Genomic DNA, 26,965 nt, shown 5'->3' with positions numbered 1-26,965 from the left:
CGATAAAAGGAGGGATATTTAAGATATGGAGGAAAGAAACGATGAAAAAAGGTTTATTTTTAGTGCTTTTGACTATTTTTATGATGGTCACAATTCATCCGTTAAAAGCTCATGCAGCAGAGACAAATGGCTGGACGAAGCGAGCGGACTTACCAGAAGAGAGACTTCATCCTAGTTCTACAGTAGTAGATGGGAAAATTTTCGTTTTTGGGGGGAGTAGTGAAAAATCATATAGTAATAAAAATACCTATATGTATGATCCTCACAAAAATGAGTGGAGCTCAAAAGCTGACATGCCTAGAGAAAGAACAGATAGTACGGCAGTGGCGATAGGTAAAAAAGTATATGTCATTGGAGGAGCTTATCAAGATAGCACAAATACGATTGATACTTATGATGTAGAATTAGATACATGGGCAGAAACATCAATTAATATACCATACTATGCTGTGACAAAAGGTGATATAAGTGCGAGTGTTGTAAATGATAAGATTTATATTCTTGCAACGAATAAAAGCCCTTATCAAGAACATAATTTTTATAGTTATGATACAAAAACGGATACATGGCAACAATTAAAAATGTTTCCTCAGCAACTTACTGGTATGTCTATGTCAGAAGTCATTAACAACAAGATTTATGCCACAGGTGGAGAAAGAACAGTTAGTAATCTCCATAATGCCCAAGTATATGAATATAACATTGAAACAAATCAATGGGTACAAACGAAATCAAAGTTGAATTTTTATCAACTAGGGGCTGCATTTACGACATATCAGGGGAAATTGTTTATGGCTGGAGGTCAGTATGACGACAGATCCAGTCTATTATCACCATACACACAGTTTTATGATGCTAAAACGAATTCTGTGAAAAGAAGCTCGATCAATTTACCAGAAGCTAGAGTAGGTTCAAGTGCTGTAACGATTGAGGATACCATATATATCATAGGTGGACGAAATTTCAAGCAAGATTATCATTCAAAATCGATTAAAAGTGATTACAAATCAGTAATCTCTATCTCATTAAAAGACTTGCAAATTGCTGAAGGTGAAACAAAGCCAGACGATGGTTCAGCAGAAGAACCAAAAGATCGAGACGGGACAAAGCCAGGTGATAGCACAACCGAAGAACCAAAAGGTCAGGACGGGACAAAGCCAGGTGATAGCACAACCGAAGAACCAAAAGATCAGGACGGAACAAAGCCAGGTGATGGCACAACCGAAGAACCAAAAGATCAGGACGGAACAAAGCCTGGTGATGGCACAACAGAAGAACCAAAGGATCAGGACGGGACAAATCCTGGAGAAGAAACTGTTAAAGGTATTCTTTCCATCACCATGATCAATGGGTTACAAAAGGATTATCTGCTTTCAATGAAAGAAATCAATGATTTTCTAAATTGGTACAAAGAAAGAAGCTTTGGAATTGGTATGAACTTCTATGAAATCAATGATGAACACAATAAAGGTCCTTTCGCAAGTAAGAAGGATTATGTGGTCTACCAAAATATCCTAATGTTTGATATCAAGCAATACTGATATTTTTAAAATGGTAATGCTGCTGATTTTAAATCAGCAGCATTTTTTATAGAATTGTTAAAGTTAGGATCAACGTCATGAAAAAAAGCGATATTTTTTTAAAAATCTGCTAAACATCCTATAAACACGTCCGATAATAGAATTGTCAGGGTTGATAAGCCCTAGAATAACGGACTTTTTTCAGACAAGGACGTCTGTCAGGTCCCAAATACATGGAGGTAATAGGAAATGAGAATTAACCACAATATCGCAGCACTTAACACATTAAACCGTTTGTCTGCAAACAACGCTTCAAGCCAAAAGAACATGGAGAAGCTTTCTTCTGGTCTTAAAATCAACCGTGCAGGAGATGACGCAGCAGGTCTTGCGATTTCTGAAAAAATGCGTGGACAAATCCGCGGATTAGAAATGGCATCTAAAAACGCACAAGACGGTATCTCTCTTATCCAAACAGCTGAAGGTGCATTGACTGAAACTCACTCAATCCTTCAACGTGTTCGTGAACTAACTGTTCAAGCGGGTAACACTGGTACGCAAGATGCAACTACAGATCTTAAAGCAATCCAAGATGAGATCGACAACCTTTTAGATGAAGTAGATGGTATCTCTAATCGTACAGCATTCAACGGTAAAAAATTACTTGATGGTACGGCTACAGATGGATTTACTTTCCAAATCGGTGCTAACAAAACTCAACAATTAACTGTTAATATTGGTAACATGGGTACTGCTGCTACTGGTCTTGATATGTTGAAAGCAGATTATGTTGTAACAACTGCTACAGCTGCTAATACAGATGCTTTATTAGACAAAGTAGATGCTGCAATCAATAAAGTATCTTCTGAGCGTGGTAAACTTGGTGCAGTTCAAAACCGTCTAGAGCACACAATCAACAACCTTGGTGCTTCTGGTGAAAACTTAACAGCTGCTGAGTCTCGTATCCGTGACGTTGATATGGCGAAAGAAATGAGTGAGTTCACAAAGAACAACATTCTTTCTCAAGCTTCACAAGCAATGCTTGCACAAGCGAACCAACAGCCACAAAACGTACTTCAATTACTACGTTAATGAAGAGCCCCTTTTATGGGGCTTTTTTTTATGCTGTTTTTTTCTTCTCATTTTCTCCAGTCTTATGATTCTTAAATCCCTCTGATAAATCATGAAAAATGACCTTTAAATTTGGCATACTCTAGCGAAACTATCATAATGAATGAGACTTATTACTTATTTATTCCTTTTTTGTTAAACAAATTCCATCAGTGTTCGATAAATGGATTGTAAGGCTTACAAAAAAATTCTAATTTAGAACTTTTGGACAAGGATGTTCAATTGGTTCAAACACATGGAGGTAATAGGAAATGAGAATTAACCACAATATCGCAGCACTTAACACACTGAATCGTTTGTCTGCAAACAATGGAGCAGGGCAAAAGAACATGGAGAAGCTGTCTTCTGGTCTTCGCATCAACCGTGCAGGAGATGACGCAGCAGGTCTAGCAATCTCTGAAAAAATGCGTGGACAAATCCGCGGATTAGAAATGGCATCTAAAAACGCACAAGATGGTATCTCTCTTATTCAAACAGCTGAAGGTGCATTAACAGAAACACATGCGATTCTTCAACGTATGCGTGAACTAACTGTTCAAGCGGGTAACGTTGGTACTCAACAAACAGAAGATTTAACAGCGATTCAAGAAGAACTCACTGCTTTGGTGGATGAAATTGATGGGATTTCACAGCGTACAGCATTTAACGGAAAGAATCTGTTGGATGGTAGCGTAGAAGATGGATTCCAATTTCAAATTGGGGCAAACATTGAGCAAAATATCAACGTACAGATCGGCAAAATGGACGCTGAAACCTTGACTGTCAAAGATATTAAAGTGAATGAAGATGGTTTTGACTTTGACGTCGAAGTAGCAAAAATTGATGAAGCAATCGGCGCAGTATCTAAACAACGTTCAGCACTTGGTGCAGTACAAAACCGTCTAGAGCATACAATCAACAACCTTGGTGCTTCTGCTGAAAACTTAACAGCTGCTGAGTCTCGTATTCGTGACGTGGACATGGCGAAAGAAATGAGTGAGTTCACAAAGAACAACATTCTTTCTCAAGCGTCTCAAGCGATGCTAGCTCAAGCAAACCAACAGCCGCAAAACGTACTTCAATTATTACGTTAATGAAAAAGCCCCATGAAGGGGCTTTTTTTGTTTCAATCTAATGAAAGTAAGTGCTGCAAACGAAAGTCAGGAACCGCTTCATGGAAAAAAGCTCGATTGTCTTCATCATCCTCTTTATCCCACTGACTCCACCATTCAGCAGTTTCTCCAGAGGCGTCGGATTGAATCATGTCATGCAGCTGTTCTAAGTTGAGGATGTCTCTCGGTTCTGTTAAGAAAGAATGCATCCGGTGATACGTCTCAAGATGTTCAGGCTGTTTTGTTACTATGGCGTATTGTACGTAGCGATTTAAAAATCCTTGTACGAACGTCAAATGGGGGATGGCTGTTTCTCCTTTTAATTCGACACCTTCCCAAGCCATATCAGCAATCGCGCAAAGCCACCAGCCAAGTTCATTGGCGTGCTGCATTTTTTGTAATGTGTCCTTTTCAAAAGATAGCTGCTTCTTTTTTTGTGCTTGTTTGAGCATACGCTCAAGAGTTTGTGCTTCGAGCGCCGCCTTTGTCATTCCTTGCCCATGAATGGGATCTAACGTACACAAGGAATCGCCCATCACCAATAATCCACTTGGCCAATCGTGCATTTGTTCATAGTGATGTCTCACGCAAGAAGAGACTCTAAATCCTTTTGGTTTTGTATAGGGCGTTAAATGAGTGATGGCTTCTGCTATTGCGGGATGAGTCAGTGCAGCGGCTTCTGAATCAAATTGATCAGCGTCCGTTGTTGGATAATGTGAACCCCCGGCTGCAGAGAGAAGAACAGCCACTAAATCATGATCTACCCGTTCAAACAGGCCTGTTGGGATTTGCTGATCCGGCTGGCCAACGACGACCATTGATTGCTGGTGTGGCGCTTCTGGTGGTATTTGGTAGTATCTTGTGCTGTAACCGAGTGACACACTTAATTCATCTGTCTGTGGTAAGGTCAGTCCAGCATCCTTTAGCCATTTTGGCAATTTAGACATTCTTCCAGACGTATCAATCACTAAGTCTGCTTTCATTTCACGAATGCTTCCTGGCTTGTCATGCCGATCCTTCACGATCAGTCCGATGACTTGATTAGTTCCCTCTTTAAACTGAAGTGAGATGGCTTCATGTTTTTCTAAAAACTGCACACGTTCCTCATTTATCATTCTTTGTATTAGCATCCACTCTAGCATGGCGCGTCTTGTGACGGCTGTTTCTTCGGTATCGGTAAGCGTTAATTCACCATCTTTTGTGATAAATCGAGAGGTTTGATGCCATGTATTAAATCCGCCTATTGCCAGTAACTCTTTTGTATAACCAGGAAATAGACGTTCAACGATTTGCTTGCCTAGTGGCAGCATTCTATGTGGATGAAAAGCTTGAGGAGTGCCGAGACGATTCTTAGGAGCGTCTGGCAGTTCGTCCTTTTCGATAATGAAAACTTGATGATAGAACGTTGATAAAACTTTTGCAGCGAACATTCCCGTCATACCGCCGCCAATGACGATCGCCCGTTCATATGTCATGGATTGTGTCACAACATGCGCCTCCAGTAAATATATAAAATGGTTACATGACCATTTCATCATATGTTGATTCTTAAATTATAGCAAATTTACGTTTTATTGAATATAGAGAGGGAATCTCCTTCTTTTTACTCGTACATATGAGAAATAACTTTAAACATCATCATTATTTTTAAAAAATAACTATTATTTTAAGAAGGACGACCGATAAATAACATAAGGGGGTAGAGAAATTGGATATACTACAGAGTATTGTGACAGCAGCACCTTATATGATGCAGATTTTAAAAAATGAAGTGACGATGGGTATCATTGACCGAGAGAAATTTTTGCTGTATTTGCCATCGAAAGATGTTGATTTTCAAATTCGAGCTGGTGAACATATTAAACCAGATGATCTGAATATGAAAAAAGCGCTGAGAGGTGAGACATCAAGTATGTTTGTACCTGAATCAGTGTATGGAGTACCATTAAATGCAATGGGATTGCCAATTTTTGATGAAAATGGGCAAGTAATTGGTGCCCTCGCTTTAGGATTTCCGCTCAAAAATCAAATAGAGCTTGAAGCGTATATGGAATCATTAAATGACATTATTCAAAGTATTCAAGAAAAGGTGCACGTGGTGGCGGCACATTCAGAGGAGCTTTCTGCTACAAGTGAGGAGATGACCTTACAAACGCAGCAAACACTTGAAAGCTCGAAACAAACAGCCGATATTACAAAAATGATTAAAGGCATCTCGAAACAAACGAGTTTGCTAGGATTGAATGCGTCAATTGAAGCGGCCAGGGCAGGAAAAGAGGGAGCTGGTTTTAGTGTTGTAGCAAGTGAGGTTCAAAAGCTTTCAAGTGAAACTTCACGTGCAACAGAAAACATCGAAAGCTCATTACAAGGAATTTCCTCCAATATACATACATTACTTGAGAGTATGGGCCATATGAAAGGTTCTTCATCTGAACAGGCTTTACTTGTGACGGAGTTTAGCGAAATTGTGGAACGATTGACGATCGTAAGTAAAGAAATGAAAGAATTCATGCAGCATGTGATGTCAACGTAAAAAACGAATCCAAGAGGGATTCGTTTTTTTGATGCGCTATTTTCTCTTGTTCTGATCAAAGCGATAATCATACGTGTCGCCCTTCACCACATTTAAAAACTCATGTCCAATTTGAACAAGCTGTCCGTTTTTCCATTTGATGAGAGGGTCTTTGTCAGGGTATTTCCAGTAAATCGTCTTCTTACGGTGGGTCAGTTTGTTTTCAATTTCTGCTCTAACTGCGTTTTCCTTTAGCTTTCCTCCGCTATGCTGATAGGTGTTGATGATGTACATTCCGTCAGGTGATGACATCGAGCGGATGAATGTTCCGTGAGACACGCCTTGAAGAGAGAAGCATTTCCAATAAATAATGCCAGCGAAGCTAAGGAGTAAGATGATAAGGATGAGGGTGGTTTTCTTTTTTAACATGAAAAATTCCTCCAGATGTAGATCACAATATTTCTAATTTATGAGAGAGAATACAAAAAGATTCATATAGTCCAAAAGTTCTATTCGTTTCAATTATCGGTCATTTTTTCTCAAAATTCAACAGAAAGCCGTAAATGTAAGGAAAATTTAAGGAAGAATTCAAGTGGTGTATTTGATTCGAAACCTCTTTACAAAAGAATAAGGGATCAGTAGACTTATGCTCATATAGAGAAATGGGGCAGATGACATGAGACAAATCATCGATACGTATCAAAGTTATGAAGAGCTTTCCGCTCATGAAAGAATAGGAATTGATTATCGAATTCTTCACGAGCGGAAAGGTGACCAGCTTCTGGTTTTGTCGCCTCATGCCGGAGGAATTGAATCCGGCGTGAGTGAGCTCATTCATGAAATATCTAGTGATTATTCTATGTATTTATTTGAAGGCCTTAAAGTAAAAGGCAATCATGTTCTTCATATTACAAGTACACGTTTTGATGAGCCGGTTTGCCTTTCACAGGTGCATACCCATCATTATACGTTTGCACTCCATGGTTACGGAGAAACAGAGGTGCTTCAAACGTTAGTGGGAGGTACGGACAGAGAAAGAGCGGCAGAAACTGTGAAACGTTTAACGCTAAATGGCTTTCACGCATTGCTGCTATCTGAATCTGATCGTTTTTCTGGAACACATCCTGATAATATTAATAACCAATGTCTGACGGGAAAAAGTGTACAACTTGAAATTAGTCAGGCGCAAAGAAGAGCATTTTTTCAAGACTTTAGGCGTCGCTATCGGCGTGATACACAAACTGAACAATTTTATCGATACACAAATGTACTCAAACAAGTATTAGCCCTTTATGAATAAACTTTTATCGTTTTATGTCCGAGTATTTACGTTTGATAAACGGCTTCTTTTTCTGCGACCCTTTCTGCTTTCATTAAATAAGACGTAAACTCCTGTTGAAAGCGAATGCCTGCTTTTCGCTGTTCGAATAAGGCAAGCCGCTTTTCAGCAAAAGCTCTAGTGACGTGAAACGTTTGAGCAATATGCAAAACGGCTTGCTGCCGAAGGGTTGGAAGCTTCATTTGCAGCAGCATAAAGGTTGGAACACAAAAGTGATACATGAATTGTTTTGCCTGAAACTCCTGCAGTTCTCGAAAAAGTTTGTTCATTTTGAAATGATTGCCTGTATGCTTTAGCACATGACAAAGCTCGTGGGCAAAATCCTGCCATTGTTCTTCAGGTGATAGGGATCTGTTTAATATAATACTGTAAAGACCTTGATGTTGGATCATCATGCTGCCAGTCTCCTCGTAGTGGACCCATACATGAAATTCAGAAGCGATCCTTTGCATCTCTCTATAAGCAGGACCGCTTATTTGTAATTGAGCATATAACCGCTTAATATCTTCTTCTAAATGGGTTAAAAAACCAGTCATTTAAAAAACCTCCATACAAACGTATGTTCTATTTTTGGCGTAAAAGAAAAGTCCATATAGGACTAAATAGCTAATTGAGCTATTACTTACTTTTTATATCGGCTTATTTTTAACAATTTTAACATAAATTCAAGGAAAAATGGAAGTAATTCCTGTTTTTTCTGTATTTTTGCACTTTCCACTACTAAAAAGAGTGATTGAATTCAAATTTTACCATAGTCTTCTCATGAAAACAAACAAGTATTGTCTTACGAACGCCACCGATTGATGAGAAAGATCAATTCAATCTAGCAAAAGGGAGTGCAGAACATGGTACAAATTTATCAAGATTTTATTCCAGTTGGAAACGGAAACCGCCCAGGATATGCGATGACACCGGAGTATGTGACGGTGCATAACACAGCAAACACGTCAAAGGGAGCGGATGCGAAAAGTCATGCGGCCTATGTAAAACGCCCAACGACAGAGGTGAGCTGGCATTTTACAGTGGATGATCATGAAATCTTTCAGCATCTGCCGTTAAATGAAAATGGCTGGCATGCAGGGGATGGACATGGGAATGGTAACCGGAAGTCGATCGGAATTGAAATTTGTGAGAATGAAGATGGAAATTTTCAGCAAGCGGTCAAACATGCACAATGGCTTATTCAAAAGCTATTAAAAGAACATCACATTCCGCTAGCAAACGTGGTCACACATCAGTACTGGTCTGGAAAAGCATGTCCACGCCAGCTTCTTTCTACATGGGATGAATTTAAAAAAGGGATTGAAACGGCAGAAGATCCGGAGCCGGTCATCACGTATGTCGTGAAAAGCGGAGATACGTTAACGAGTATTGCGAAAGCTCATGGGGTCACAGTTCAAGATTTACAGAAGTGGAATGACATTAGTGATCCGAATAAGATTCAAATTGGACAGGTTCTCAAAATTTATCGTAACGATGCAAAGAGCACGTATGAGCTGCCAGATGGGGTTTTAAAGGTGACGTCTCCATTGACAAAGGGAGAGCACGTACGCCTCGTCCAACAGGCGCTTGCTGCTGTTTATTTTTATCCTGATAAAGCAGCTGCAAATAAAGGAATAGACGGAGTTTACGGAGAAAAAACGGCGAACGCGGTAGCGCGTTTTCAGCTGGTAAATGGTCTGACAAGTGATGGGGTATACGGACCTAAAACGAAGGAAAAACTTCTGAAGCTGTTAAGTAAGTGAGTGTTTCTGTTTGTATGATTGGATGACTGCTTCACTTTGCTCATTTAATCGACGCATATAAGGCGACGACTTATATTCAGCAAACTGAACATATCTCAATTGTTTGATTTTCTTTTTCATTTATTGGCACCTCAATCGTTGCAACGTATAGATTATTGTATGCAAGTCTATGTAAAAATGGAAGCAGGACGCGGATTTTGTTCCGCGTCCTTTAGTGTAATCAAGCCCTTTTATTTTTATACTCATCCAATAGCTGTTCATTCTTTTTAAAAATACGCTCTGTATGGGGACTTACCTTGTAATCCGCCATACTGATATGTTGCTTTTTCTTTAAAATCTTAAAAGGGTTTTTCTTGCGATTGTTGTTATCCCCTTGAAGTGCGTGGTCCATCTTCATCACCTTCCTCTTCGTCAGGCAAGATTAGGTCATAAATTGTTGTAAGTGACGTCATTAATAAATAGTCGAACTCAGTGACAATGTCATCAGAGGTAAGCTTAATGACGAAGTGATCATCTGCTACAGAAAACGGGATGAGCACCAATTTGCCGAAATCATCGTAATAGACTTCCTGCCTGTCAAGCTTCGCCTGAATAAGAGCTCGCTGGTCAAGTGTCCGCAGCAGGTCATCTTTTTGTTCCTGCGTATCGTATGGACAAAGAACCGCTTGAATATTCATCTTGTCGGCAAAAGAATAAATGAGCCGTTCAATTCCCTCTATATATGCCTCTACACTTCCATAATATACATGGATCGGTTCGTTTTTCAATAGGTATTGGTACGTTTTTAGTTTGTTGAGGTAAGAATGAAGTAGATCGTTATTTTGTTCTAGGAGTTGGTGGGTGTCGGTTTCCAGTTCGTGATTTCCGAGTTTTTTAATATAGGAGCTGAGAAAGATGAATGCATCGGTTAATGCAAAAAAAACAGCAATAATCAAGTAGTGCATCCAATCGGTGAAGATTGAAGAAGGGTCATTTGTCCAGTACACAACAGCACCAGCTACATAAATCCAATACCACGTTTTACGAATGGCAAACATCTTTTCTTTTACTTTTTGTTCAAAACGCCATACGGCAAATACATATACAGCAAGGGCACCTAGCAATAACCACACGGTCAATTGAAAAAATAATAGCATGTTCTTCTCTCCCATAGACAGATGGATACTTATTTATTTCTATGGATATGATTGGAAACCCTGCTTCATGAAAAAATGGCTTGTAGGAACAAGGTGTTGAAGTGTGCGGGCAAATAAAAAAAGACCTGTCAGACAGGTCTTTGATATTAGATAATCGCATTTAACACAAAGTATATAAGAGCCCCTAGAGTTCCTGAAATCGGTAATGTGATCACCCAAGTGACAAGCATGCGTTTTGCCGTACCCCAGTTTACTCCTTTTACTCTGTGTGCAGAACCTACACCTAGAATAGAAGATGAGATTACGTGAGTGGTACTAACAGGTAAGTGAATAAATGTCGCACCGAAGATAATCGCTGCACCCGTTAAATCGGCAGATACTCCGTTTACTGGACGAATTTTCATAATTTTACCGCCGACTGTTTTAATAATCTTCCAGCCGCCAATAGAAGTACCTAGTCCCATTGCAAGCGCACAAGAGAATTGTACCCAGAAAGGAATGTCGTCTGTTGTATGCAAATTACCTGCAATTAAAGCCATCGTAATAATTCCCATCGCTTTTTGCGCATCGTTTGTTCCGTGGGTATACGATTGCAGTGCAGCAGTTAAAATTTGAACACGTCGGAATTGTTTATTTGTTTTTGCGAGATTGTTGTTTCTGAATACAAATTTGATAATGGTATACACGATATATCCCAATACGAAAGCTAGGATAGGTGAAAGCAATAGTGCTTGAATGATTTTAATGAATCCCGAATAGTTTAAAGCGCCAAAACCAGCAGAGGCAATAACAGCTCCTGCAATTGATCCGATCAGTGCATGTGAAGAACTACTCGGAATCCCGTAATACCAAGTAAGCAAGTTCCAAGTAATGGCCGCAATTAAAGCAGCCAAAATGACAACAGAACCGTTTTGAAGTGTAAAAGGATCTGCGATGTCTTTTGTGATGGACTTTGCCACACCTGTAAATGTCATTGCTCCTAAGAAGTTCATGAACGCTGCCATAATAATAGCATGTCTAGGCTTTAACGCCTTTGTTGAAACCGAAGTGGCAATGGCATTTGCTGTATCGTGAAATCCGTTGATGAAATCAAAAGCAAGTGCACAAATGACAATAAATATGGTAAGGATGAGTAATGTGTCCATGTTTAACTAACCCCGTTACGCATTCTTCATAATGATTGTTTCTAGATTGTTGGCAACACTTTGACAGGAATCAGCGATTTCTTCAAGTGTTTCGTAAATTTCTTTGTATTGAATGACCTTGATTGGATCAGTCTCTTTTCCAAACAAGTTCTTTAGTGATTTACGATAAAGATTGTCACAATTATGCTCGATCTCTTTGATTTTGATTGCGTGTGGTTGAATATCTTTTAAGCGATTTTCAGCCAGTAAATCAATTGTAATTAAAATTTCCTTTGCACATTCTCTGATGTAGTGGCTGAATTTGTCGATATGTTCGTCAGAGCTTGTCATTGAATAAATTTCCATTGTCGCTGAAAAATGCTCAATTCCATCTAAAACATCGTCGAGGCTATTCGTCAATTGAAGAATGTCTTCACGTTCAATCGGTGTAATAAAGGCTTTGTTCAGCTCTTTAATCATAGTATGAACATGATTATCACCTTTTGTCTCATATTCCTTCAATGTGTCAGAAAATTCTTTCAGAGTGGTTTGATTTGTTACTTTATAGCTAACAAAATACTCAGCAGTTTCATCTAAATTTTTAGCAATTTCCGTTAACAAGACGGAAAACTTGTCTTTTTTCCTTTTTAACATGTAAAAACCCTCCATTGTATAAATGAGACAATGCACACATCAAATAATTATATATTCTTTTGTCGAAAAAAAACAGGTGTAGTCGAAAATTTCTTCACTTTTTCTATTTGATCTTATTCTGACCTAAAGATGTGTTCTCAACACACCTTTTTCAGAAAGGAGAAAAGAAATGAAAAAAGCGGTCCATTTTTGGCGCCGCTTAAAGCTTAAGAAGCTGAATAAACAAGTTTAAATCGCTCGCAAACAAGGAGCATGTCTTCTTTAAATTCTAATCCGTACGGTTTGAGTGCTTCTGTAAAAAATTCTTGATGGGCTCTGTACCAATAGTTATATGAAAGATCGCCTTCACCTTCTGCTTGTGCAAATGATTCTGGAACCTCATTCATTGGCATGACATCTACATGCGTGATCTCTATGATGGCTTTTGGTTCGTCATGGCTGTCCAAAATGACCGCATATTGTCCTGCCTTTGGAAGCAGCTCCTGTTCCTTTTCGTAAAAAAGGTGTCCAGAACAAGTCGCTGTTTTTTTCCCTCGCAGAACAAGGTCAAGCAAATGATCTGGGTCTGCTCCAAATGCCCAAGCGGAAACAGACGCGTCAATTGGTGCACTTTCTGATTTTTCTTCCCAATATGTTTCCCAAAATAAGGTGCTTTTCTGATTCATCATTCTTCCCCCTTTGTGATGTGTTTATTATACCGTGAAATCAAATACATGGAAGTATAGTGTCTTTATCCCTACTGAGTAAGTATGTCATATGTTTTGAAAATCCGATTTATATTTGATGAATATAGGATGATAGAATGAAAATTTTAGAAATTTTAGAATAATCTATTGTATTCTGGTCAAGAAGTCGGTATGGTCAAAGTAAGAATATGGAAGGGGTGTTGTGTATGAAACGCATTTCTTTAACTATTTTGTCCATATGTCTGCTGGTTTTCTCGTTTTTTCTGCCTGTCAGTCAGGTCACTGCAACCGAAACTCATGGGAATAAAGTAGCTGTTGGGAAAGATGGCATGGTGGCTACTGCCCATCCGCTCGCATCAGAAGTGGGGGCAGATGTTTTAAAGAAAGGTGGAAACGCTGTTGACGCTGCTGTTGCCATCCAGTACGCACTGAATGTGACAGAGCCAATGATGTCTGGAATTGGCGGCGGAGGATTTATGATGGTTTATGATGGGAAGACTAAAGAAACATCCATCATCAATAGTCGAGAAAGAGCACCACAAGGCGCAACACCAGACATGTTTTTAACAGATGAGGGGAAAGTCATCCCGTTCGATGAGCGATCCACACACGGTAATGCTGTTGGTGTTCCAGGGACTGTAAAAGGTCTTGAGGCGGCATTAGATAAGTGGGGGACCCGCTCGATGAAGGAATTGATTAAGCCTTCCATTCAGCTTGCAGAGGATGGATTTGAAATCGATTCTGTCCTGGCAAAAGCCATTGATGATCATCAAGGAAAATTGAAAAAAACGGCCGCAGCGCCAATCTTTCTTCCAGATGATCAGCCGCTCAAAGAAGGGGACCTCCTAGTTCAGCCAGGTCTTGCAAAAACATTTAAGCTCATTGCGAAAAAAGGAAGCAAAGCATTTTATGAAGGAAAAGTAGCAAAGGCACTTGCAAATACAGTCCAAGATTTTGGCGGAACGATGACAACTGATGACATTGATCGTTATGAGGTCAAGACTGACAAGCCTATCTGGGGAGACTATAAAGGATATCAGCTTGCAAGTATGCCTCCACCAAGCTCAGGCGGGGTGTTTATGCTGCAAATGCTCAAAATGCTTGATCACTTTAACCTATCTCAATATGACCCCAAATCATTCGAAAAATATCAGCTGCTTGCTGAAACGATGCATCTCTCCTATGCTGACCGTGCTGCATATGCCGGCGACCCCGAATTCGTAGATGTTCCACTAAAAGGACTATTAGACGATGATTACATTTCAGAAAGAGCCTCTCTTATTGAATTAGATCAAATGAATCGTAACCCGAAAGAAGGAGATCCATGGGCGTATGAGGATGAAAAAACCCCATCCCCTATTGTCCCGCAGCCAGAAGATAAAACCATTGGTGAGACCACACATTTTACTGTTGCCGATCAGTGGGGGAATGTTGTGTCATTCACAACAACCATTGAACAGTTATTTGGTACAGGGATTCTCGTCCCGGAATATGGATTTTTCTTAAACAATGAACTAACAGATTTTGATGCAAGACCTGGCGGAGCAAATGAAGTTCAGCCGAATAAACGTCCATTATCCAGTATGACACCGACCATCATATTTAAAGATAACGAGCCTGTCATGACAGTAGGTTCACCGGGAGGAACGACCATCATTGCTTCTGTTTCACAAACCATATTGAATTTGCTTGAATATGACATGGAGCTTCAGGATGCAGTTGAAGAACCAAGGATTTATACAAACAGCCCAACTTCTTATCGTTATGAAGTAGGTGTCCCTCTCGATGTGAGGACAAAGCTTAATGATATGGGGCATCGTTTTGGCAACTCGCCTATTGATATAGGAAATGTTCAAGCTCTACTCATTGATCGAAAAGCAGGAACCTTTACTGGAGTGGCTGACTCCTCGAGAAACGGGACTGCTGTTGGCGTCAATTTAAAGCTCTCTGCCCAATAAGAACATTTCCCGGGAAAAGAAGCGCCTCTTGAGGATGGCGTTTCTTTTTTGTCTAAATATAAGGAAAACAGTAGAAAACTGAGAATAGTTTGAATCATACATAGCTGATCAGACAACCGAAGGCTCTTGGCCATTTGAAGTACAGGACTGTGATGTATTTCAATGGCTAAGGGCCTTTTTTGCGTATGAATGACAAGGTTGTTGCTGACATCAAAGAGCAAGTACATGAGCTTTTAGAGAGAGGAAGTCACATTTAATAAGAAGTAGAGCATAGTTGAAGAAAGATGCAAAAAAGACTGCATCTTTTTTTATAAAATTTTTCCTAGGAACATTGACTTATAATTTAGAATATTATAATATCTTTACAAAGGTAACAACATTGAACATTTTTCGGTAATTATATTTGTAAGCGCTTTATAAAAGGTTCTATTCCAAAATGTTCTTTCTTTTTGTTACATGTGTTCATATTTATGCCAAATGAAAGGGGTGGTTGTTTGAACAACTTGTTTGAGTTAGATGAACAGCTGATCAAGCTGCAGTACGATGCATCTTCGAGAGAGGAGGTGACCACATATTTAGCGGAGCGATTAGAAGCGGGAGGATATATTAAATCGAGCTTTTTACCTGCCGTGCTTGAAAGAGAAAAAACATATCCTACGGGCCTTCCACTTGCGACCTTTGGGGTAGCAATTCCACATACAGATCCTGAGCATGTGAACAAACCTGCGATTAGTGTAGCCACTTTAAAGGAACCTGTTATCTTTCACAAGATGGGGAGCCCTGATGAAACTGTGCTAGCCAAAATTGTGTTCGTCCTAGCAATCTCTGAACCTAGTAAGCAGCTCGTGATGTTAGAGAAGCTCATGACACTTTTTAGAAAAGAAGAGGTGATGACGAGGCTGTCTCACATGACATCGTATGAAGAAGCGGTTGCCGTGCTTGAGCAAGAATTAAACCAATAGCCTTTCACAAAAATAATGTAAGCGCTTTATCTGAGAAATCCAGGAGGTGGATGTATGATCAAGCAAGTTGTCGATTTTATATTAGACCTTGGGCCAACTATTATGCTTCCGATTATTATGACGATTTTCGGTATGATTTTAAGGCAAGGCTTTAAGAAATCCTTCCGAGCCGGTATTACGATCGGAATTGGATTTGTCGGCGTCAACCTTGTCATTAATTTGCTTGTGAGCGGCCTTGGGCCAGCAGCAAAAGCCATGGTTAATTCCCTTGGGCTAAAGCTCGATATTTTGGATGTTGGATGGCCGATTGGAGCTGCTATATCCTTTGGTACACCCGTTGCCCCTTTGATGATTCCTCTTGTGCTTTTGTTAAATGTCATCTTATTGTCCGTTAACTTTACGAAAACGCTGAATGTGGATATTTGGAACTTTTGGCATTTGATTTTCGCAGCCTCCGTGACTTACTACGCTTATCATAATATGTTCTTGGCCCTTGCTGTTGGTTTAATCGTCTCTGCTATCACGCTTAAATTAGCCGATTGGACGGCACCGACAATCGAACACCATTTTGGATTAAAAGGCGTATCGATGGCTCATGCTGAAACGGTCAACTTCGCGCCGCTTATGTATGCGTCCAACCGTATCATTGACAAGATCCCTGGCTTAAACAAAATTCATGCTGATCCAGAAACATTGAAGAAACGTTTTGGCATTTTTGGCGAACCGCTTGTGATGGGTCTCATACTTGGTATCATTATTGGTCTTCTAGGCGGCTATGATGCGAAAGGCGTCATGACGCTTGGTATTCAAATGGCAGCAGTTCTTGTACTAATGCCAAGAATGGTTGCGTTATTAATGGAAGGTCTTATTCCAATCTCTGAGGGCGCTCGTTCTTATATTCAAAAGCGTTTCCCTGGGAAAAATGTCTATATTGGTTTAGATACAGCGATTGTGATTGGTCATCCGGCGAATATGGCGGTAGCCCTTCTCATGGTGCCGATTACGATTTTACTTGCTGTTGTTCTGCCTTACAATGGCATGCTCCCGTTTGCAGACTTATCGGTTCTTCCATTTACAGTTGTTTGGGCAGTAGCAGCCGCTCGTGGAAATATTATTCGCGGTCTTATTAACAGCATTTTTACATTGATGATTGTCTTCTTTATCGCAACGAATCTCGCACCGCTTGCGACAACAATGGGGAAAGCAGTCGGCTTTGATTTCCCAGAAGGGGCCAACATGATTTCAGGTATTGACCTTGGTTCCCACGTCATTCCTTGGATCATGGTGAGACTTCTTGATCCGAGCAACCCGTACTTTATTGCAGCCATCATCTGTGCTCTGGCTTATGCGCTTCTATGGTACTGGGTGCGAAATGATATTAAAAAGCAGTATGCGAAAGAAATGGGCTTAGATAATAAAGAACAATAAACGAGCTGGAGGGATTCTCATGGCAAAGAAAATATTGGTTTCATGCGGAACGGCAGTTGCCACATCGACGGTTGTTGCAAAGAAGGTCGAAGAGACGTTAAAGGAAAAAGGCTATGATGTCGTGGTGGAACAGTGTAAGGCATCTGAAGTCCCGCAAAAAGCGGAGGGCGCCGATTTAATCGTGACGACCACGCCAGTGAGTGACACAAAAGGAACGCCTGTGATTCAAACATTATCCTTTTTAACCGGATTTGGCATTGAAGATGATATTGAAAAAATCATAGATCATATTAAGTAAACACTCATTCCATTGAGGAGCTTTCGCGGCTCCTTCCATTTACCTGAAAGGAGGACGTCTCATGCAGCATCATGCTTATAGCCGAACGTCTGCAGTGTTGTCTATTTTTCTTCCAGCCGTGCTCATCTGTCTGTTTTTCCTCTGGTCTCTTTATACGTTAATGTCAGCAGGACCTGAGCCGTTAGCTGTGTTAGGCGTTTATACGCTGCCTATCCTCATGCTTTCTAGTATTACTGGACTGAACCAGCCGACAAACGTCATCATTAGTGAAGATAAGCTGAAAATCGGAGCTTTTGGCAGATGGCACACATATGCGGTCTCTGATATTAAAGGAAAGCTTTTTATCAAGCCGTATCCTCATATCGGGAAAGTCTATGTCAGGGTGGGCCCATCGCGCATATTCGGAGGACGTTACTGGATATCCAGTGAGATGAGTGAGTACAAGCAGCTTGTGCAAACGTTGCAGGATTTTGCGAAGGGTGATGAAAAGGAGGATGCAGCTACATGAAATCAGCTGTCTTTTATTCTTCAGAGAACATTCGGTATGAGGAGCGGAACCGGCCTGCGATTGGTGATGATGAAGTGCTATTAAGAATGCGTGCCTGCGGCTTATGCGGCACGGATATTTACAAGGCAACACATGAGACGGTACCCTCTGGAACGGTGCTAGGGCACGAAATCGCTGGTGATATTGTTGAAACCGGAAAGCATGTGACAAATATCCGAACGGGAGACAGGGTTTATGTTGCGCACCATGTACCTTGCTTTACCTGTGACTTTTGTCAAAAGGGATTTTATACAATGTGTCCGCAGTTTGCGGCCACTAATGTAGAGCCGGGCGGGTTTTCAGAGTATATCCGCGTACCTGCATTGCATGTCAAGCACACAATGGGTAAGCTCCCGAAGGACGTCTCATATGAGCAAGGGGCAATGGTGGAGCCAGTCGCCTGCTGTCTCCACGGGTTTGAACGAGCACCTGTTCATCCAGGAGATTCTGTGCTGATCCTTGGAGCAGGGCAAATTGGCTGTATCCAACTACAGCTCGCCAAACATTACTTGGCTGGAAAAGTGATGATAACGGATGTGAATGAGAACCGGCTGCTGCAAGCGAGAAATTTAGGTGCAGATGTTGCTTTTCATCCAGCCTCTGAGCCGGTGGAAGACCGGGTCATGAGAGAAACAAATGGAAAGGGAGCAGACCTCGTCATGATATCTGTTGGGAGCAGTGCGCTTTTAAAAGAAGCGTTTCAAGCGGTAGCGAGAGGTGGAACGATTTTAGTGTTTGCTCATTTTCCAAAGGGAGACGTCTCCATTCCGGCTGATCGGTTTTTCCATGATGAAGTGAAAGTCGTAGGAGCCTATTCCTCGCATCCTTATCACTATCGTGAAGCCCTTGAGCTTCTAAGGGCAAAAGTAGTCAACACAGAAAATATGGTGACGCACCGTTATCCGTTAAGTCAGCTGCTTCAGGCGATAGAATGTGCAAGGCACCCTGAAGGAGAAAGTGTCAAAATCATGATGTATCCAGATGAATGAGAACATGGGAGATTGGAAGAGAAAGAGAAGTTCTTTAGAAAAGGGCTTGCCTTTCTCTTTTTTCTGACAAAAAATGAAAACGCTTAAAAATGAAAGAGAATTGCTTGACTTCAATGATACTTAAACGTATGATAATTACAAATGTAACATATAAGAACAAATGTAAAGGGGAGAGAAGAAATGCAAAAACAAATCACTTTGCCTGAACAGATTAGTCATGAGAGATTAGCAGATTTATATAAACAAATGTGGTTAGTGAGATATTTTGATGAAAAGGTCGATCAATTCTTTGCCAAAGGACTTATCCATGGAACCACTCACTTATGTGTCGGACAGGAAGCGTCAGCTGTTGGATCGATTGCCGTATTAAAGAATGAAGATAAGATCGTCAGCACACACCGTGGACATGGTCACTGTATTGCAAAAGGTGCAGAGGTCAATAAAATGATGGCAGAACTATTCGGACGTGAGACTGGCTATTGCAAAGGAAAAGGCGGCTCGATGCATATTGCTGATTTAGAAAAAGGGAACCTTGGCGCAAATGGAATCGTTGGCGGCGGTATCCCGCTGGCAACAGGCGCGGCACTTACATCTAAAATGAAACAGGAAGGCTTTGTTGTTCTTTGTTTCTTCGGAGATGGTGCCACAAATGAAGGCAGCTTTCACGAAGCGCTAAATCTTGCATCCATTTGGGATCTGCCTGTTGTGTTCATTTGTGAAAACAACCAGTACGGCATGTCTGGCCCTGTAAAAGAAATGATCAACATTGAAGACATTTCAACAAGAGCAGAAAGCTACGGAATACCAGGAAAATCGATTGATGGAAATGACATGGTCGAGATTATGAACACAGTAGATGAAGCAGTCAGACGCGCAAGAGCTGGAGAAGGTCCATCACTTATTGAAATGAAAACGTATCGCTGGAAGGGTCACTCTAAGAGTGATGCGAAAAAATACCGTACACGTGAAGAAGAAACAGAGTGGAGACAAAAAGACGGAATCAAACGCTTTAAGTCTCTCTTGATTGAACTGAATGTTTTGACAGAAGAGCAGGCAGCGGTTTTACAGGAAGAAGCGAAACAGGAAATTGAAGCGTCTGTTGAATTCGCCAAAAACAGTAAAGAACCGTCAATCGATACACTATTAGAGGATGTATACGCCTAATTAGGAGGGGAATCACGTGACAAAAACAACAGTGAGAGAGATTTCATATTTAGAAGCCGTTCGAGAGGCTATGAGTCAGGAAATGAGAGAGAACCAAGATGTATTCATTTTAGGTGAGGATATCGGCGTATATGGCGGCGCTTTTGGGGTCACGCGCGGCATGATTGAAGAATTCGGTCCAGAGCGTGTACGTAATACACCGATCTCAGAGGCAGCCATCGCAGGAGGCGCAGTCGGAGCGGCTTTGACCGGTATGCGTCCGATTTTAGAACTTCAATTCTCTGACTTTATTACAATCGCGATGGATCAGCTTGTAAACCAAGCGGCCAAAACACGATACATGTTTGGCGGAAAAGGAAAAGTGCCGCTCGTTGTGAGAACACCAGCAGGATCAGGGACGGGTGCCGCAGCGCAGCATTCACAAAGCTTAGAAGCGTGGATGGCTCATATTCCGGGACTAAAGGTGGTTCAGCCTTCAACAGCTTATGATGCCAAAGGACTTTTAAAAGCAGCAATGGATGATGACAACCCTGTCATTTTCTACGAGCATAAGCTTTTATATAAAACAATCGGCGAAGTGCCTGAAGAGCCTTATTCGATTCCTTTAGGGAAAGCTGATGTGAAAAGAAGCGGGAAGGACGTCACGATTGTAGCAACAGCGATTATGGTACACAAAGCGTTAGAAGCGGCGAAGGAACTAGAAGCAGAGGGAATCGATGTTGAAATCATTGATCCAAGAACACTTGTCCCATTAGATGAAGAAACCATAATCGAATCTGTGAAGAAAACAGGTAAATGTATCGTGGTTCATGAGGCGGTCAAACGAGGCGGCTACGGCGGAGAGATTGCAAGTATGATAGCGGAAAGTGAAGCGTTTGACTACTTAGATGCGCCGATTAAACGACTTGGCGGTCTTGCAGTCCCAATACCATACAACCCGACACTGGAAAAAGCGGTCATTCCACAAGTACCAGATATTATTGAAGCAGCAAAAGAGCTTGTACGCTCTTAAATAAAGGGGAGAAGATCATGCCAAAAGAGATATTTATGCCGAAGCTAAGCAGTACGATGGAGATCGGAACCTTGCTTCAATGGTTTAAAGAAGAAGGAGATTCGGTTGAAATCGGTGAGCCTCTTTTTGAAATTATGACAGACAAGATCAACATCGAGGTGGAAGCCTATGATGACGGCATTTTTCTAAAGAAATACTACGAAGCTGATGATCAAATTCCAGTTAATGCTGTCATTGGATATATCGGAGAGGCAAATGAACAGGTACCAAGCGAGCCGCCAGCACAGGCAGATGAAGATTCCTCAGAAAGCGGCGAATCGTCTTCACCAGACACAGCTTCATCCAGTTCTACTGAAGCCCCAAAAACATCTGATGAAAAAGTACGTGCCACGCCCGCAGCGAGAAAAACGGCAAAGGATCATCATGTGGCGATTCAAGAGGTATCTGGCACAGGGCCAAAAGGCAGAGTCCAAAAGCGGGACGTCGAGGCAGTCGTTCATTCTAGCGAGAAAGACCAGCGCGTCTCACCGCTTGCAGAAAAAGTCGCTGCTCGTGAAGGAATCGATTTAGCAGCAGTTTCTGGATCTGGCGCTCATGGCAAAATCATGAAGAGTGATGTAAAAGCAGCAGCACAAACAGCAGAGGCTTCGCCTGTGAAAACACAAAAACTAGCTGGGATGAGAAAAGTGATTGCTGATCGCATGTCACAAAGTGCCTTTACAGCACCGCACGTCACATTAACAAGTGAAATTGATATGACGAAAGCAAAAGAAGTGCGTCAGCAGCTACTACCAGCGATTGAAAAAGAGACAGGCTACCGATTGTCGTTTACAGAAATCATCATTCATGCGGTCAGCCATGTACTCACGCGCCACCCGCATATCAATATGACATTTGAACAAAATGAGCTCCATTTCCATGAAGATGTACACATTGGTCTCGCTGTTGCGGTGAAAGACGGCTTGATGGTACCAGTCATTTCTCATGCGAATCAAAAAGGATTAAAACAACTGACAAAAGAAGCGAAAGAAATTGGCAAAAACGCACGTGATCAAAAACTGCTGCCAGACCAGCTGAAAGGGTCCACTTTTACGATTAGTAACTTAGGCATGTATGCCATTGATACTTTTACCCCGATTATTAATCAGCCAGAAGTGGCAATTTTAGGTGTAGGACGCATTCAAGATAAACCTGTTGTGGTAGATGGAGAGATTCAGGTGCGGCCAATGATGGGTGTCAGTTTATCGTTTGATCACCGAGTCGTAGATGGCGCACCAGCGGCTGCCTTTTTAACAGACCTTAAAAAAGTGCTTGAACAACCATTTGAATTGCTAATGTAGGAGATGAATCGGATGACGAAAACGTATGATCTGACAGTCATTGGCGGAGGACCTGGCGGGTATACTGCCGCCCTTCAAGCAGCTGAGCGCGGACGGAAGGTTGCTTTGATTGAAGAGGATTTTTTAGGCGGTACTTGTTTAAATCGAGGCTGTATCCCTTCAAAGACCCTGCTGAAACATGCAGAAGTGATTGAATCCATTGAAAAGGCGAAAAGCTGGGGAATCGAAACAGGTGACATGATCCTTTCCTTCGATAAAATGAGAAAGCGCAAAGATGACGTCATTGAAAAGCTCAGAGGCGGAATCGCCTTTTTATTAAAGCAAGGAAAGATTGATGTGTATAATGGCAGAGGCACAGCTGTGACAAAGCATCGGATTGAGATTGAAAAACAAGGTGGATCACAATCGATTGAAACGAAAGAACTGATCATTGCCACCGGATCTACACCGGCCATTCCGCCAATACCGGGGCTTAGAGACATTCAATTTGATACAAGTGATACGATCTTTGACATCTCAGATATCCCAGCTTCTGTCGTCATCATTGGCGGAGGTGTCATTGGGCTTGAGCTTGCATGTATTTTCCAGAGTCTTCAATCAAAAGTCACCATTATTGAAGCAGCACCGTCCATTATTCCGCAAGAGGATGAAGAAGCATCTAAGCTGCTAGAAAGAGAATTGAAGAAAAAGGGCATCCATATCGCGAAGAAAACCACTGTGACAGAGGTAACGGAAAGCGAAGGAGTCAAAGCGGTTCATGCAACAGATGATAAAGGGGAGACACACATCTTTACGGCGGAAAGACTGCTTGTCTGCGTTGGAAGAAGACCGAATGTATCAGCTGTTAGCCAGCTTGATCTTCAACTGGATGGTCCGTTTATCAAGGTGAATGATCAGATGCAGACAAGTGCTGAGGGTGTATATGCAGTTGGGGATGTCGCTGGCGGCTATCAGCTGGCTCATGCGGCGATGGCAGAGGCAGCCGTTGCAGTCAGCAATATTTGTGGTGAGCATGAAAAAATGAATGCTGATATTATGCCTAGATGTATTTATACATTACCAGAGGTAGCAAGTGTCGGTCTTACGGAGAAAGAGGCAAAAGCCAAAGGGCTTCACGTACAAACAGAACGATTTGATTTAGCGGCTAGCGGTAAAGCGCTAGCGGCAGGTGTTCAATCAGGCTTTATTAAATTGGTGTACGATACAGTATATGGTGAAGTAATCGGCGCGACGATGGTTGGTCCGCACGTCACAGAGATGATTTCAGAAGCTTCCTCCTTTATGTATTTAGAAGGAACAGCAGAAGAGATGGCGAAAATGATTCATCCGCATCCGACCATCTCAGAAGGTTTTTATGAAGCAGCTCTTGATATCGTGAGTAAGCTGAGAAAATAAATGCCAAACAAGGGATAGGGAGGAGATGCATGTGCACGTCCAGCTTCATCATAAAGCGGCACTTGTGACAGGTAGCACAGATGGATTTGGAGAAGCCATCTGCCTGGCTTTAGCCCGGGCAGGTGCACATGTTTTTTTACACACATTTTATGATGAATCAAAGGCTAGATCCATTTATGAAGACATTCAAAAAATGGGCGGTCAGGCGAGTATCATCATGAACCCGCTAGAAACACCGCGTGATGCCACGCGTATGCTGAGGCAAGTGATCGATACATGCGGGAAACTAGATATTTTGGTCAATCAAGCAGCGCAAGGAGCGGAAGCGGAGCTTGATGCCGCTCACCCTGATAAATGGGTGGACGAAGTGGAATCAGCTGTGAATACTGTCTTTCTTTCCAGTCAAGCCGCCGTATGGCACATGGTGGACCAGAAGCAAGGCTGTATTATTAATATATCGTCATCAGGCAGTATTACAGGTGATGGCGGGATCTCACATGCTACATCGAATTCTATGCTGAATGCCATGACAAAAGGGCTGGCGCGAGAATTTAAAGACAAAGGTATCCGTGTGCTCGCCCTATTGCCGCCTCCTCTCCATTTGGTTTCTGACACAGAGCAAATCAAGGAGACTGTGGCCCATATGACGGTCTTTTTAAGTACATCATATGGCGCATTTACAGATGGTGCAGCGATTATGCTTGATGGGGGTGAGAGTGCTGGATAATGATCAAAAACCAGTTCTCATCGTTGGCGGTGCCCAAGGGATTGGAAAGGAAATTGCCGAGCGTTTTTTAAAAGAAGGATACAGAGTGGCTGTGTCCGATATAGATGAACAAGGACTTTCACTTTTAAAAAAACAGCACTCTGAGCTGCTGACATTTCAAGCTGACGTTTCATCGTGGGAAAGTGTTCAGCAGATGATCTCAGCAGCTGAAAGGGAGCTAGGCGGCATTGCTCATCTTGTGTATTCAGCAGGGATGACAAAATCACTTCCTTTTTTAGAAGTCGATTTTTCACTTTGGAAAAAGACACTGGCTGTGAACTTGTATGGTCTTTATTATTGCATCAAAGCGTCAGCACCTTATATATGTGAGCGGCAAGAAGGAAGCATTGTCATGATTGGATCAGGATCTGCTATAACTGGCTCAGGCGGCGGAATTCAGTATTACGCCTCAAAAGCAGGTGCTTTTGGCCTGATGCGTTCGCTTGTAAAGGAATTAGGGGCACACCAGGTGCGTATCAATGTGATTGCACCCCGTGTGATTGAATCTCAAATGCTTGATACGCTCTATCCTACTGAGGAGGAGAAAAAGCAGCTGCAATCGCTTATACCTGTTGGGAGATTAGGAAGACCTGAGGATATCGCAGGACTCACTTTATTTCTCACAAGTGACGAGGGAAGCTATTTGCACGGACAAATTATCCTGCTAGACGGCGGGAGAACGTATCAGCCAAAATATACGGAGGGAAAAAGAGCGAAGAGGTAATCGCTCTTTTTGTCATTTTCGTAACAATTGTTCCAATTAGAAACGAATGTTTGGTATACTGGGAATCATAGTATATTAAAAGGATGATGTCACATGCTGAATTGGGAAGAAAGACGACAGCTCGTCAAAGTTGCTCATCTTTATTATACAGACGGGTGGACGCAGCAGGAAATCGCAAAAAAGCTCAATGTCTCAAGACCAGTCATTTCAAAGCTCTTACAAAAAGCAAAAGATGTGGGAATCGTTGAGGTGTACATTAAGGACGAAAGTATTCATACGGTGGAGCTGGAAAAGCAGCTAGAAACAACATTTCAATTAACAGATGCTGTCGTTGTCCCAAGTGTCGGGACAATGTCTGAGATGGTGAAACGGGCAGTCGGTCAAGCAGGCGCCTATTATCTATCTAAAAACATGAAAGATGCGGAGAAAATCGGCATTTCATGGGGAACCACACTGGCTGAGCTTGTAAAGGAATACCCGTTTGAGCGAAGAAACGATGTGAAGGTCATTCCATTAGAGGGCGGAATGGGCAGGCAGGCAGTCGACATTCATGCCAATCAGCTGGCATATGAGCTGGCAAAGAAAATGAATGGCACGTGTTCCTATTTATATGCCCCGGCGATTTTAGAAACAGAAGAATTAAAAGAGCGGCTTATGGCAATGCAGGATATAGAAGCTGTGCTTGAAGAAGGTAGAAATGTAGATATTGCCCTCATCGGTATTGGCAACCCGCATAAAGGTTCAACGTTAAAAACAGTTGGTTACTTAAAGGAAGAGGATTTATCTGGTTTAAGGCAATCAGGGGCTGTTGGTGATATTGGCTTTCGTTTCTTTGACGGTCAAGGCAAACCTGTCCAAGATGAACTGAACCAAAAGGTCATTGGTTTATCACTGGAGCAGTTAAAGAGTGTCAAAACGGTCATCGCTGTTGTAGAAGGAACCCATAAAGCTGAAAGTATTTTAGGGGCTTTAAATGGCGGCTTCATACAAGTGCTGGTGACAGACGAACTAACGGCGGCAGCCATTTTAAAGGAAGCTTCCGTCCAATAAACGGCTGATAGCAATCGAATTGTATAAAAAGAGCAACATCAAACGAGAAAGGAGCTGTGTATCTTGAAGAAAACCGAAATGGAAGCAAACCTACATTGTACTCGGTGCCAAGAAGAGACCCTCCACAGCATCGTTTATGTGAATGATCAGATGAAAAGCGTTGAGTGTACAGAGTGTCATCAGAAGATCAGTGTGCAAGTCGACATCATGAAGGAATTTTACAAAGAAGTATACGAAAAAATTGCGACAAAGCCGAAGCGGATGACGCAGGAATATAAGGCGAATTTGAATGGATTTATCTCAAGACTCCCAATCCGCGTGCTTAGTAAGCCATACCGGCTCATGAGATATTTAAACGAATCATACAAAGTGATCAAGCAATATAAAAAATAGCAGA

Annotated in this window: 28 protein-coding genes; 20 read left to right on the top strand and 8 right to left on the bottom strand. The window is 41.7% G+C overall.

Features of this window, described 5'->3' with window-relative positions:
* Window positions 1-41 precede the first annotated feature (41 nt).
* From C6Y07_RS12795 to hag (C6Y07_RS12785), 3 genes are all read left to right on the top strand, one after another.
* Complete coding sequence (locus C6Y07_RS12795) at window positions 42-1,541, top strand: Kelch repeat-containing protein (protein WP_106156794.1); 1,500 nt, start codon at window positions 42-44, stop codon at window positions 1,539-1,541.
* A gap of 228 nt (window positions 1,542-1,769) precedes the next feature.
* Window positions 1,770-2,609, top strand: a complete 840-nt coding sequence (gene hag / locus C6Y07_RS12790) for a flagellin Hag (protein WP_095285038.1) — start codon at window positions 1,770-1,772, stop codon at window positions 2,607-2,609.
* A 290-nt stretch (window positions 2,610-2,899) separates the two neighbouring features.
* Window positions 2,900-3,721 (top strand): flagellin Hag, encoded by an 822-nt coding sequence (hag, locus tag C6Y07_RS12785; protein WP_044141245.1) that lies wholly within the window; start codon window positions 2,900-2,902, stop codon window positions 3,719-3,721.
* A gap of 32 nt (window positions 3,722-3,753) precedes the next feature.
* On the opposite strand, the gene C6Y07_RS12780 is transcribed toward hag (C6Y07_RS12785), so the two are convergent.
* Window positions 3,754-5,226, bottom strand: a complete 1,473-nt coding sequence (locus C6Y07_RS12780; RefSeq protein WP_106156792.1) for an NAD(P)/FAD-dependent oxidoreductase — start codon at window positions 5,224-5,226, stop codon at window positions 3,754-3,756.
* 221 nt (window positions 5,227-5,447) lie between these two features.
* Between C6Y07_RS12780 and C6Y07_RS12775 the strand changes: the two genes are divergently transcribed.
* Window positions 5,448-6,272 (top strand): methyl-accepting chemotaxis protein, encoded by an 825-nt coding sequence (locus tag C6Y07_RS12775; RefSeq protein WP_106156790.1) that lies wholly within the window; start codon window positions 5,448-5,450, stop codon window positions 6,270-6,272.
* 36 nt (window positions 6,273-6,308) lie between these two features.
* Here the strand turns inward: C6Y07_RS12775 and C6Y07_RS12770 are convergent, their stop codons facing one another.
* Entirely contained in the window at window positions 6,309-6,680 is a 372-nt protein-coding gene (locus C6Y07_RS12770) for a DUF5412 domain-containing protein (protein ID WP_034663103.1), read from the bottom strand.
* Between the two features lie 247 nt (window positions 6,681-6,927).
* On the opposite strand from C6Y07_RS12770, the gene C6Y07_RS12765 reads away from it, so the two are divergent.
* A complete protein-coding gene (locus C6Y07_RS12765; RefSeq protein ID WP_034663100.1) occupies window positions 6,928-7,551 on the top strand; it encodes a poly-gamma-glutamate hydrolase family protein in 624 nt (207 codons plus the stop codon).
* A 26-nt stretch (window positions 7,552-7,577) separates the two neighbouring features.
* Here C6Y07_RS12765 and C6Y07_RS12760 read toward each other — a convergent pair whose 3' ends face one another.
* The gene (locus C6Y07_RS12760) at window positions 7,578-8,126 is read right to left on the bottom strand and encodes an ImmA/IrrE family metallo-endopeptidase (RefSeq protein ID WP_106156788.1); all 549 of its coding nucleotides are present in this window, start codon (window positions 8,124-8,126) and stop codon (window positions 7,578-7,580) included.
* A 309-nt stretch (window positions 8,127-8,435) separates the two neighbouring features.
* Between C6Y07_RS12760 and C6Y07_RS12755 the strand changes: the two genes are divergently transcribed.
* Window positions 8,436-9,335: an N-acetylmuramoyl-L-alanine amidase gene (locus C6Y07_RS12755; RefSeq protein ID WP_106156787.1), complete on the top strand. Its 900-nt coding sequence runs from the start codon at window positions 8,436-8,438 to the stop codon at window positions 9,333-9,335.
* A gap of 220 nt (window positions 9,336-9,555) precedes the next feature.
* Here the strand turns inward: C6Y07_RS12755 and C6Y07_RS12750 are convergent, their stop codons facing one another.
* The 5 genes from C6Y07_RS12750 to C6Y07_RS12730 form a co-directional block, all read right to left on the bottom strand.
* A complete protein-coding gene (locus tag C6Y07_RS12750; protein ID WP_012009650.1) occupies window positions 9,556-9,726 on the bottom strand; it encodes a type II toxin-antitoxin system SpoIISB family antitoxin in 171 nt (56 codons plus the stop codon).
* The gene (locus tag C6Y07_RS12745) at window positions 9,701-10,471 is read right to left on the bottom strand and encodes a type II toxin-antitoxin system SpoIISA family toxin (RefSeq protein ID WP_003211137.1); all 771 of its coding nucleotides are present in this window, start codon (window positions 10,469-10,471) and stop codon (window positions 9,701-9,703) included. Before C6Y07_RS12745 ends, C6Y07_RS12750 begins: the two co-directional genes overlap by 26 nt.
* Before the next feature lie 146 nt (window positions 10,472-10,617).
* The gene (locus C6Y07_RS12740) at window positions 10,618-11,616 is read right to left on the bottom strand and encodes an inorganic phosphate transporter (protein ID WP_034663089.1); all 999 of its coding nucleotides are present in this window, start codon (window positions 11,614-11,616) and stop codon (window positions 10,618-10,620) included.
* Between the two features lie 15 nt (window positions 11,617-11,631).
* Window positions 11,632-12,249, bottom strand: a complete 618-nt coding sequence (locus C6Y07_RS12735) for a DUF47 domain-containing protein (protein ID WP_003212390.1) — start codon at window positions 12,247-12,249, stop codon at window positions 11,632-11,634.
* 206 nt (window positions 12,250-12,455) lie between these two features.
* Window positions 12,456-12,914: an ASCH domain-containing protein gene (locus C6Y07_RS12730; protein WP_106156785.1), complete on the bottom strand. Its 459-nt coding sequence runs from the start codon at window positions 12,912-12,914 to the stop codon at window positions 12,456-12,458.
* 227 nt (window positions 12,915-13,141) lie between these two features.
* On the opposite strand from C6Y07_RS12730, the gene ggt reads away from it, so the two are divergent.
* The 14 genes from ggt to C6Y07_RS12660 all read left to right on the top strand — a co-directional run bounded on the left by ggt (window position 13,142) and on the right by C6Y07_RS12660 (window position 26,961).
* The gene (ggt, locus tag C6Y07_RS12725) at window positions 13,142-14,893 is read left to right on the top strand and encodes a gamma-glutamyltransferase (protein WP_106061921.1); all 1,752 of its coding nucleotides are present in this window, start codon (window positions 13,142-13,144) and stop codon (window positions 14,891-14,893) included.
* A 494-nt stretch (window positions 14,894-15,387) separates the two neighbouring features.
* Window positions 15,388-15,855, top strand: coding sequence for a PTS sugar transporter subunit IIA (locus C6Y07_RS12720; RefSeq protein ID WP_060596068.1), 468 nt, complete (start codon window positions 15,388-15,390; stop codon window positions 15,853-15,855).
* Between the two features lie 54 nt (window positions 15,856-15,909).
* Window positions 15,910-17,283 (top strand): PTS galactitol transporter subunit IIC, encoded by a 1,374-nt coding sequence (locus C6Y07_RS12715; protein ID WP_106071550.1) that lies wholly within the window; start codon window positions 15,910-15,912, stop codon window positions 17,281-17,283.
* A gap of 19 nt (window positions 17,284-17,302) precedes the next feature.
* On the top strand, window positions 17,303-17,581 hold the full coding sequence (locus C6Y07_RS12710) for a PTS sugar transporter subunit IIB (RefSeq protein WP_003212259.1): 279 nt from the start codon (window positions 17,303-17,305) through the stop codon (window positions 17,579-17,581).
* Window positions 17,582-17,642: 61 nt separating this feature from the next.
* Window positions 17,643-18,089 carry a hypothetical protein gene (locus C6Y07_RS12705; RefSeq protein ID WP_003211419.1) on the top strand — a complete coding sequence of 149 codons (447 nt, stop codon included), beginning with the start codon at window positions 17,643-17,645 and terminating at the stop codon, window positions 18,087-18,089.
* The gene (locus C6Y07_RS12700) at window positions 18,086-19,117 is read left to right on the top strand and encodes an alcohol dehydrogenase catalytic domain-containing protein (RefSeq protein ID WP_106031538.1); all 1,032 of its coding nucleotides are present in this window, start codon (window positions 18,086-18,088) and stop codon (window positions 19,115-19,117) included. The genes C6Y07_RS12705 and C6Y07_RS12700 overlap by 4 nt, the downstream gene beginning before the upstream one ends.
* Before the next feature lie 180 nt (window positions 19,118-19,297).
* Window positions 19,298-20,281, top strand: coding sequence for a thiamine pyrophosphate-dependent dehydrogenase E1 component subunit alpha (locus tag C6Y07_RS12695; protein WP_066031003.1), 984 nt, complete (start codon window positions 19,298-19,300; stop codon window positions 20,279-20,281).
* Between the two features lie 31 nt (window positions 20,282-20,312).
* Window positions 20,313-21,293, top strand: coding sequence for an alpha-ketoacid dehydrogenase subunit beta (locus C6Y07_RS12690; protein ID WP_034620051.1), 981 nt, complete (start codon window positions 20,313-20,315; stop codon window positions 21,291-21,293).
* A 17-nt stretch (window positions 21,294-21,310) separates the two neighbouring features.
* Window positions 21,311-22,633 (top strand): dihydrolipoamide acetyltransferase family protein, encoded by a 1,323-nt coding sequence (locus tag C6Y07_RS12685; RefSeq protein ID WP_106047693.1) that lies wholly within the window; start codon window positions 21,311-21,313, stop codon window positions 22,631-22,633.
* Between the two features lie 12 nt (window positions 22,634-22,645).
* Complete coding sequence (gene lpdA, locus C6Y07_RS12680; protein WP_106072673.1) at window positions 22,646-24,028, top strand: dihydrolipoyl dehydrogenase; 1,383 nt, start codon at window positions 22,646-22,648, stop codon at window positions 24,026-24,028.
* Between the two features lie 25 nt (window positions 24,029-24,053).
* Complete coding sequence (locus C6Y07_RS12675; RefSeq protein ID WP_223250447.1) at window positions 24,054-24,755, top strand: SDR family NAD(P)-dependent oxidoreductase; 702 nt, start codon at window positions 24,054-24,056, stop codon at window positions 24,753-24,755.
* On the top strand, window positions 24,733-25,518 hold the full coding sequence (locus C6Y07_RS12670) for an SDR family NAD(P)-dependent oxidoreductase (protein WP_066031001.1): 786 nt from the start codon (window positions 24,733-24,735) through the stop codon (window positions 25,516-25,518). The genes C6Y07_RS12675 and C6Y07_RS12670 overlap by 23 nt, the downstream gene beginning before the upstream one ends.
* A 93-nt stretch (window positions 25,519-25,611) precedes the next feature.
* Window positions 25,612-26,568 (top strand): sugar-binding transcriptional regulator, encoded by a 957-nt coding sequence (locus C6Y07_RS12665; RefSeq protein WP_034663059.1) that lies wholly within the window; start codon window positions 25,612-25,614, stop codon window positions 26,566-26,568.
* Window positions 26,569-26,631: 63 nt separating this feature from the next.
* Window positions 26,632-26,961, top strand: coding sequence for a hypothetical protein (locus tag C6Y07_RS12660; protein ID WP_008358910.1), 330 nt, complete (start codon window positions 26,632-26,634; stop codon window positions 26,959-26,961).
* Window positions 26,962-26,965: the final 4 nt, after the last annotated feature.

This window comes from Bacillus sp. LNXM12-1 (genome assembly GCF_003004375.1).
In the GTDB taxonomy this organism is placed as follows: domain Bacteria; phylum Bacillota; class Bacilli; order Bacillales; family Bacillaceae; genus Bacillus.
The sequence above is the reverse complement of the archived record's forward strand: the minus strand, read 5'-3'. Positions and strand labels throughout refer to the sequence as shown.

Excerpts from the sequence above, each read along its gene's own strand:
- C6Y07_RS12795 (WP_106156794.1), top strand. The coding sequence starts at position 42 with ATGAAAAAAGGTTTATTTTTAGTGCTTTTGACTATTTTTATGATGGTC.
- hag (WP_095285038.1), top strand. The coding sequence starts at position 1,770 with ATGAGAATTAACCACAATATCGCAGCACTTAACACATTAAACCGTTTG.
- hag (WP_044141245.1), top strand. The coding sequence starts at position 2,900 with ATGAGAATTAACCACAATATCGCAGCACTTAACACACTGAATCGTTTG.
- C6Y07_RS12770 (WP_034663103.1), bottom strand. The coding sequence starts at position 6,680 with ATGTTAAAAAAGAAAACCACCCTCATCCTTATCATCTTACTCCTTAGC.
- C6Y07_RS12765 (WP_034663100.1), top strand. The coding sequence starts at position 6,928 with ATGAGACAAATCATCGATACGTATCAAAGTTATGAAGAGCTTTCCGCT.
- C6Y07_RS12760 (WP_106156788.1), bottom strand. The coding sequence starts at position 8,126 with ATGACTGGTTTTTTAACCCATTTAGAAGAAGATATTAAGCGGTTATAT.
- C6Y07_RS12755 (WP_106156787.1), top strand. The coding sequence starts at position 8,436 with ATGGTACAAATTTATCAAGATTTTATTCCAGTTGGAAACGGAAACCGC.
- C6Y07_RS12750 (WP_012009650.1), bottom strand. The coding sequence starts at position 9,726 with ATGGACCACGCACTTCAAGGGGATAACAACAATCGCAAGAAAAACCCT.
- C6Y07_RS12745 (WP_003211137.1), bottom strand. The coding sequence starts at position 10,471 with ATGCTATTATTTTTTCAATTGACCGTGTGGTTATTGCTAGGTGCCCTT.
- C6Y07_RS12740 (WP_034663089.1), bottom strand. The coding sequence starts at position 11,616 with ATGGACACATTACTCATCCTTACCATATTTATTGTCATTTGTGCACTT.
- C6Y07_RS12735 (WP_003212390.1), bottom strand. The coding sequence starts at position 12,249 with ATGTTAAAAAGGAAAAAAGACAAGTTTTCCGTCTTGTTAACGGAAATT.
- C6Y07_RS12730 (WP_106156785.1), bottom strand. The coding sequence starts at position 12,914 with ATGAATCAGAAAAGCACCTTATTTTGGGAAACATATTGGGAAGAAAAA.
- ggt (WP_106061921.1), top strand. The coding sequence starts at position 13,142 with ATGAAACGCATTTCTTTAACTATTTTGTCCATATGTCTGCTGGTTTTC.
- C6Y07_RS12715 (WP_106071550.1), top strand. The coding sequence starts at position 15,910 with ATGATCAAGCAAGTTGTCGATTTTATATTAGACCTTGGGCCAACTATT.
- C6Y07_RS12710 (WP_003212259.1), top strand. The coding sequence starts at position 17,303 with ATGGCAAAGAAAATATTGGTTTCATGCGGAACGGCAGTTGCCACATCG.
- C6Y07_RS12705 (WP_003211419.1), top strand. The coding sequence starts at position 17,643 with ATGCAGCATCATGCTTATAGCCGAACGTCTGCAGTGTTGTCTATTTTT.
- C6Y07_RS12700 (WP_106031538.1), top strand. The coding sequence starts at position 18,086 with ATGAAATCAGCTGTCTTTTATTCTTCAGAGAACATTCGGTATGAGGAG.
- C6Y07_RS12695 (WP_066031003.1), top strand. The coding sequence starts at position 19,298 with ATGCAAAAACAAATCACTTTGCCTGAACAGATTAGTCATGAGAGATTA.
- C6Y07_RS12685 (WP_106047693.1), top strand. The coding sequence starts at position 21,311 with ATGCCAAAAGAGATATTTATGCCGAAGCTAAGCAGTACGATGGAGATC.
- lpdA (WP_106072673.1), top strand. The coding sequence starts at position 22,646 with ATGACGAAAACGTATGATCTGACAGTCATTGGCGGAGGACCTGGCGGG.
- C6Y07_RS12675 (WP_223250447.1), top strand. The coding sequence starts at position 24,054 with ATGCATGTGCACGTCCAGCTTCATCATAAAGCGGCACTTGTGACAGGT.
- C6Y07_RS12670 (WP_066031001.1), top strand. The coding sequence starts at position 24,733 with ATGGGGGTGAGAGTGCTGGATAATGATCAAAAACCAGTTCTCATCGTT.
- C6Y07_RS12665 (WP_034663059.1), top strand. The coding sequence starts at position 25,612 with ATGCTGAATTGGGAAGAAAGACGACAGCTCGTCAAAGTTGCTCATCTT.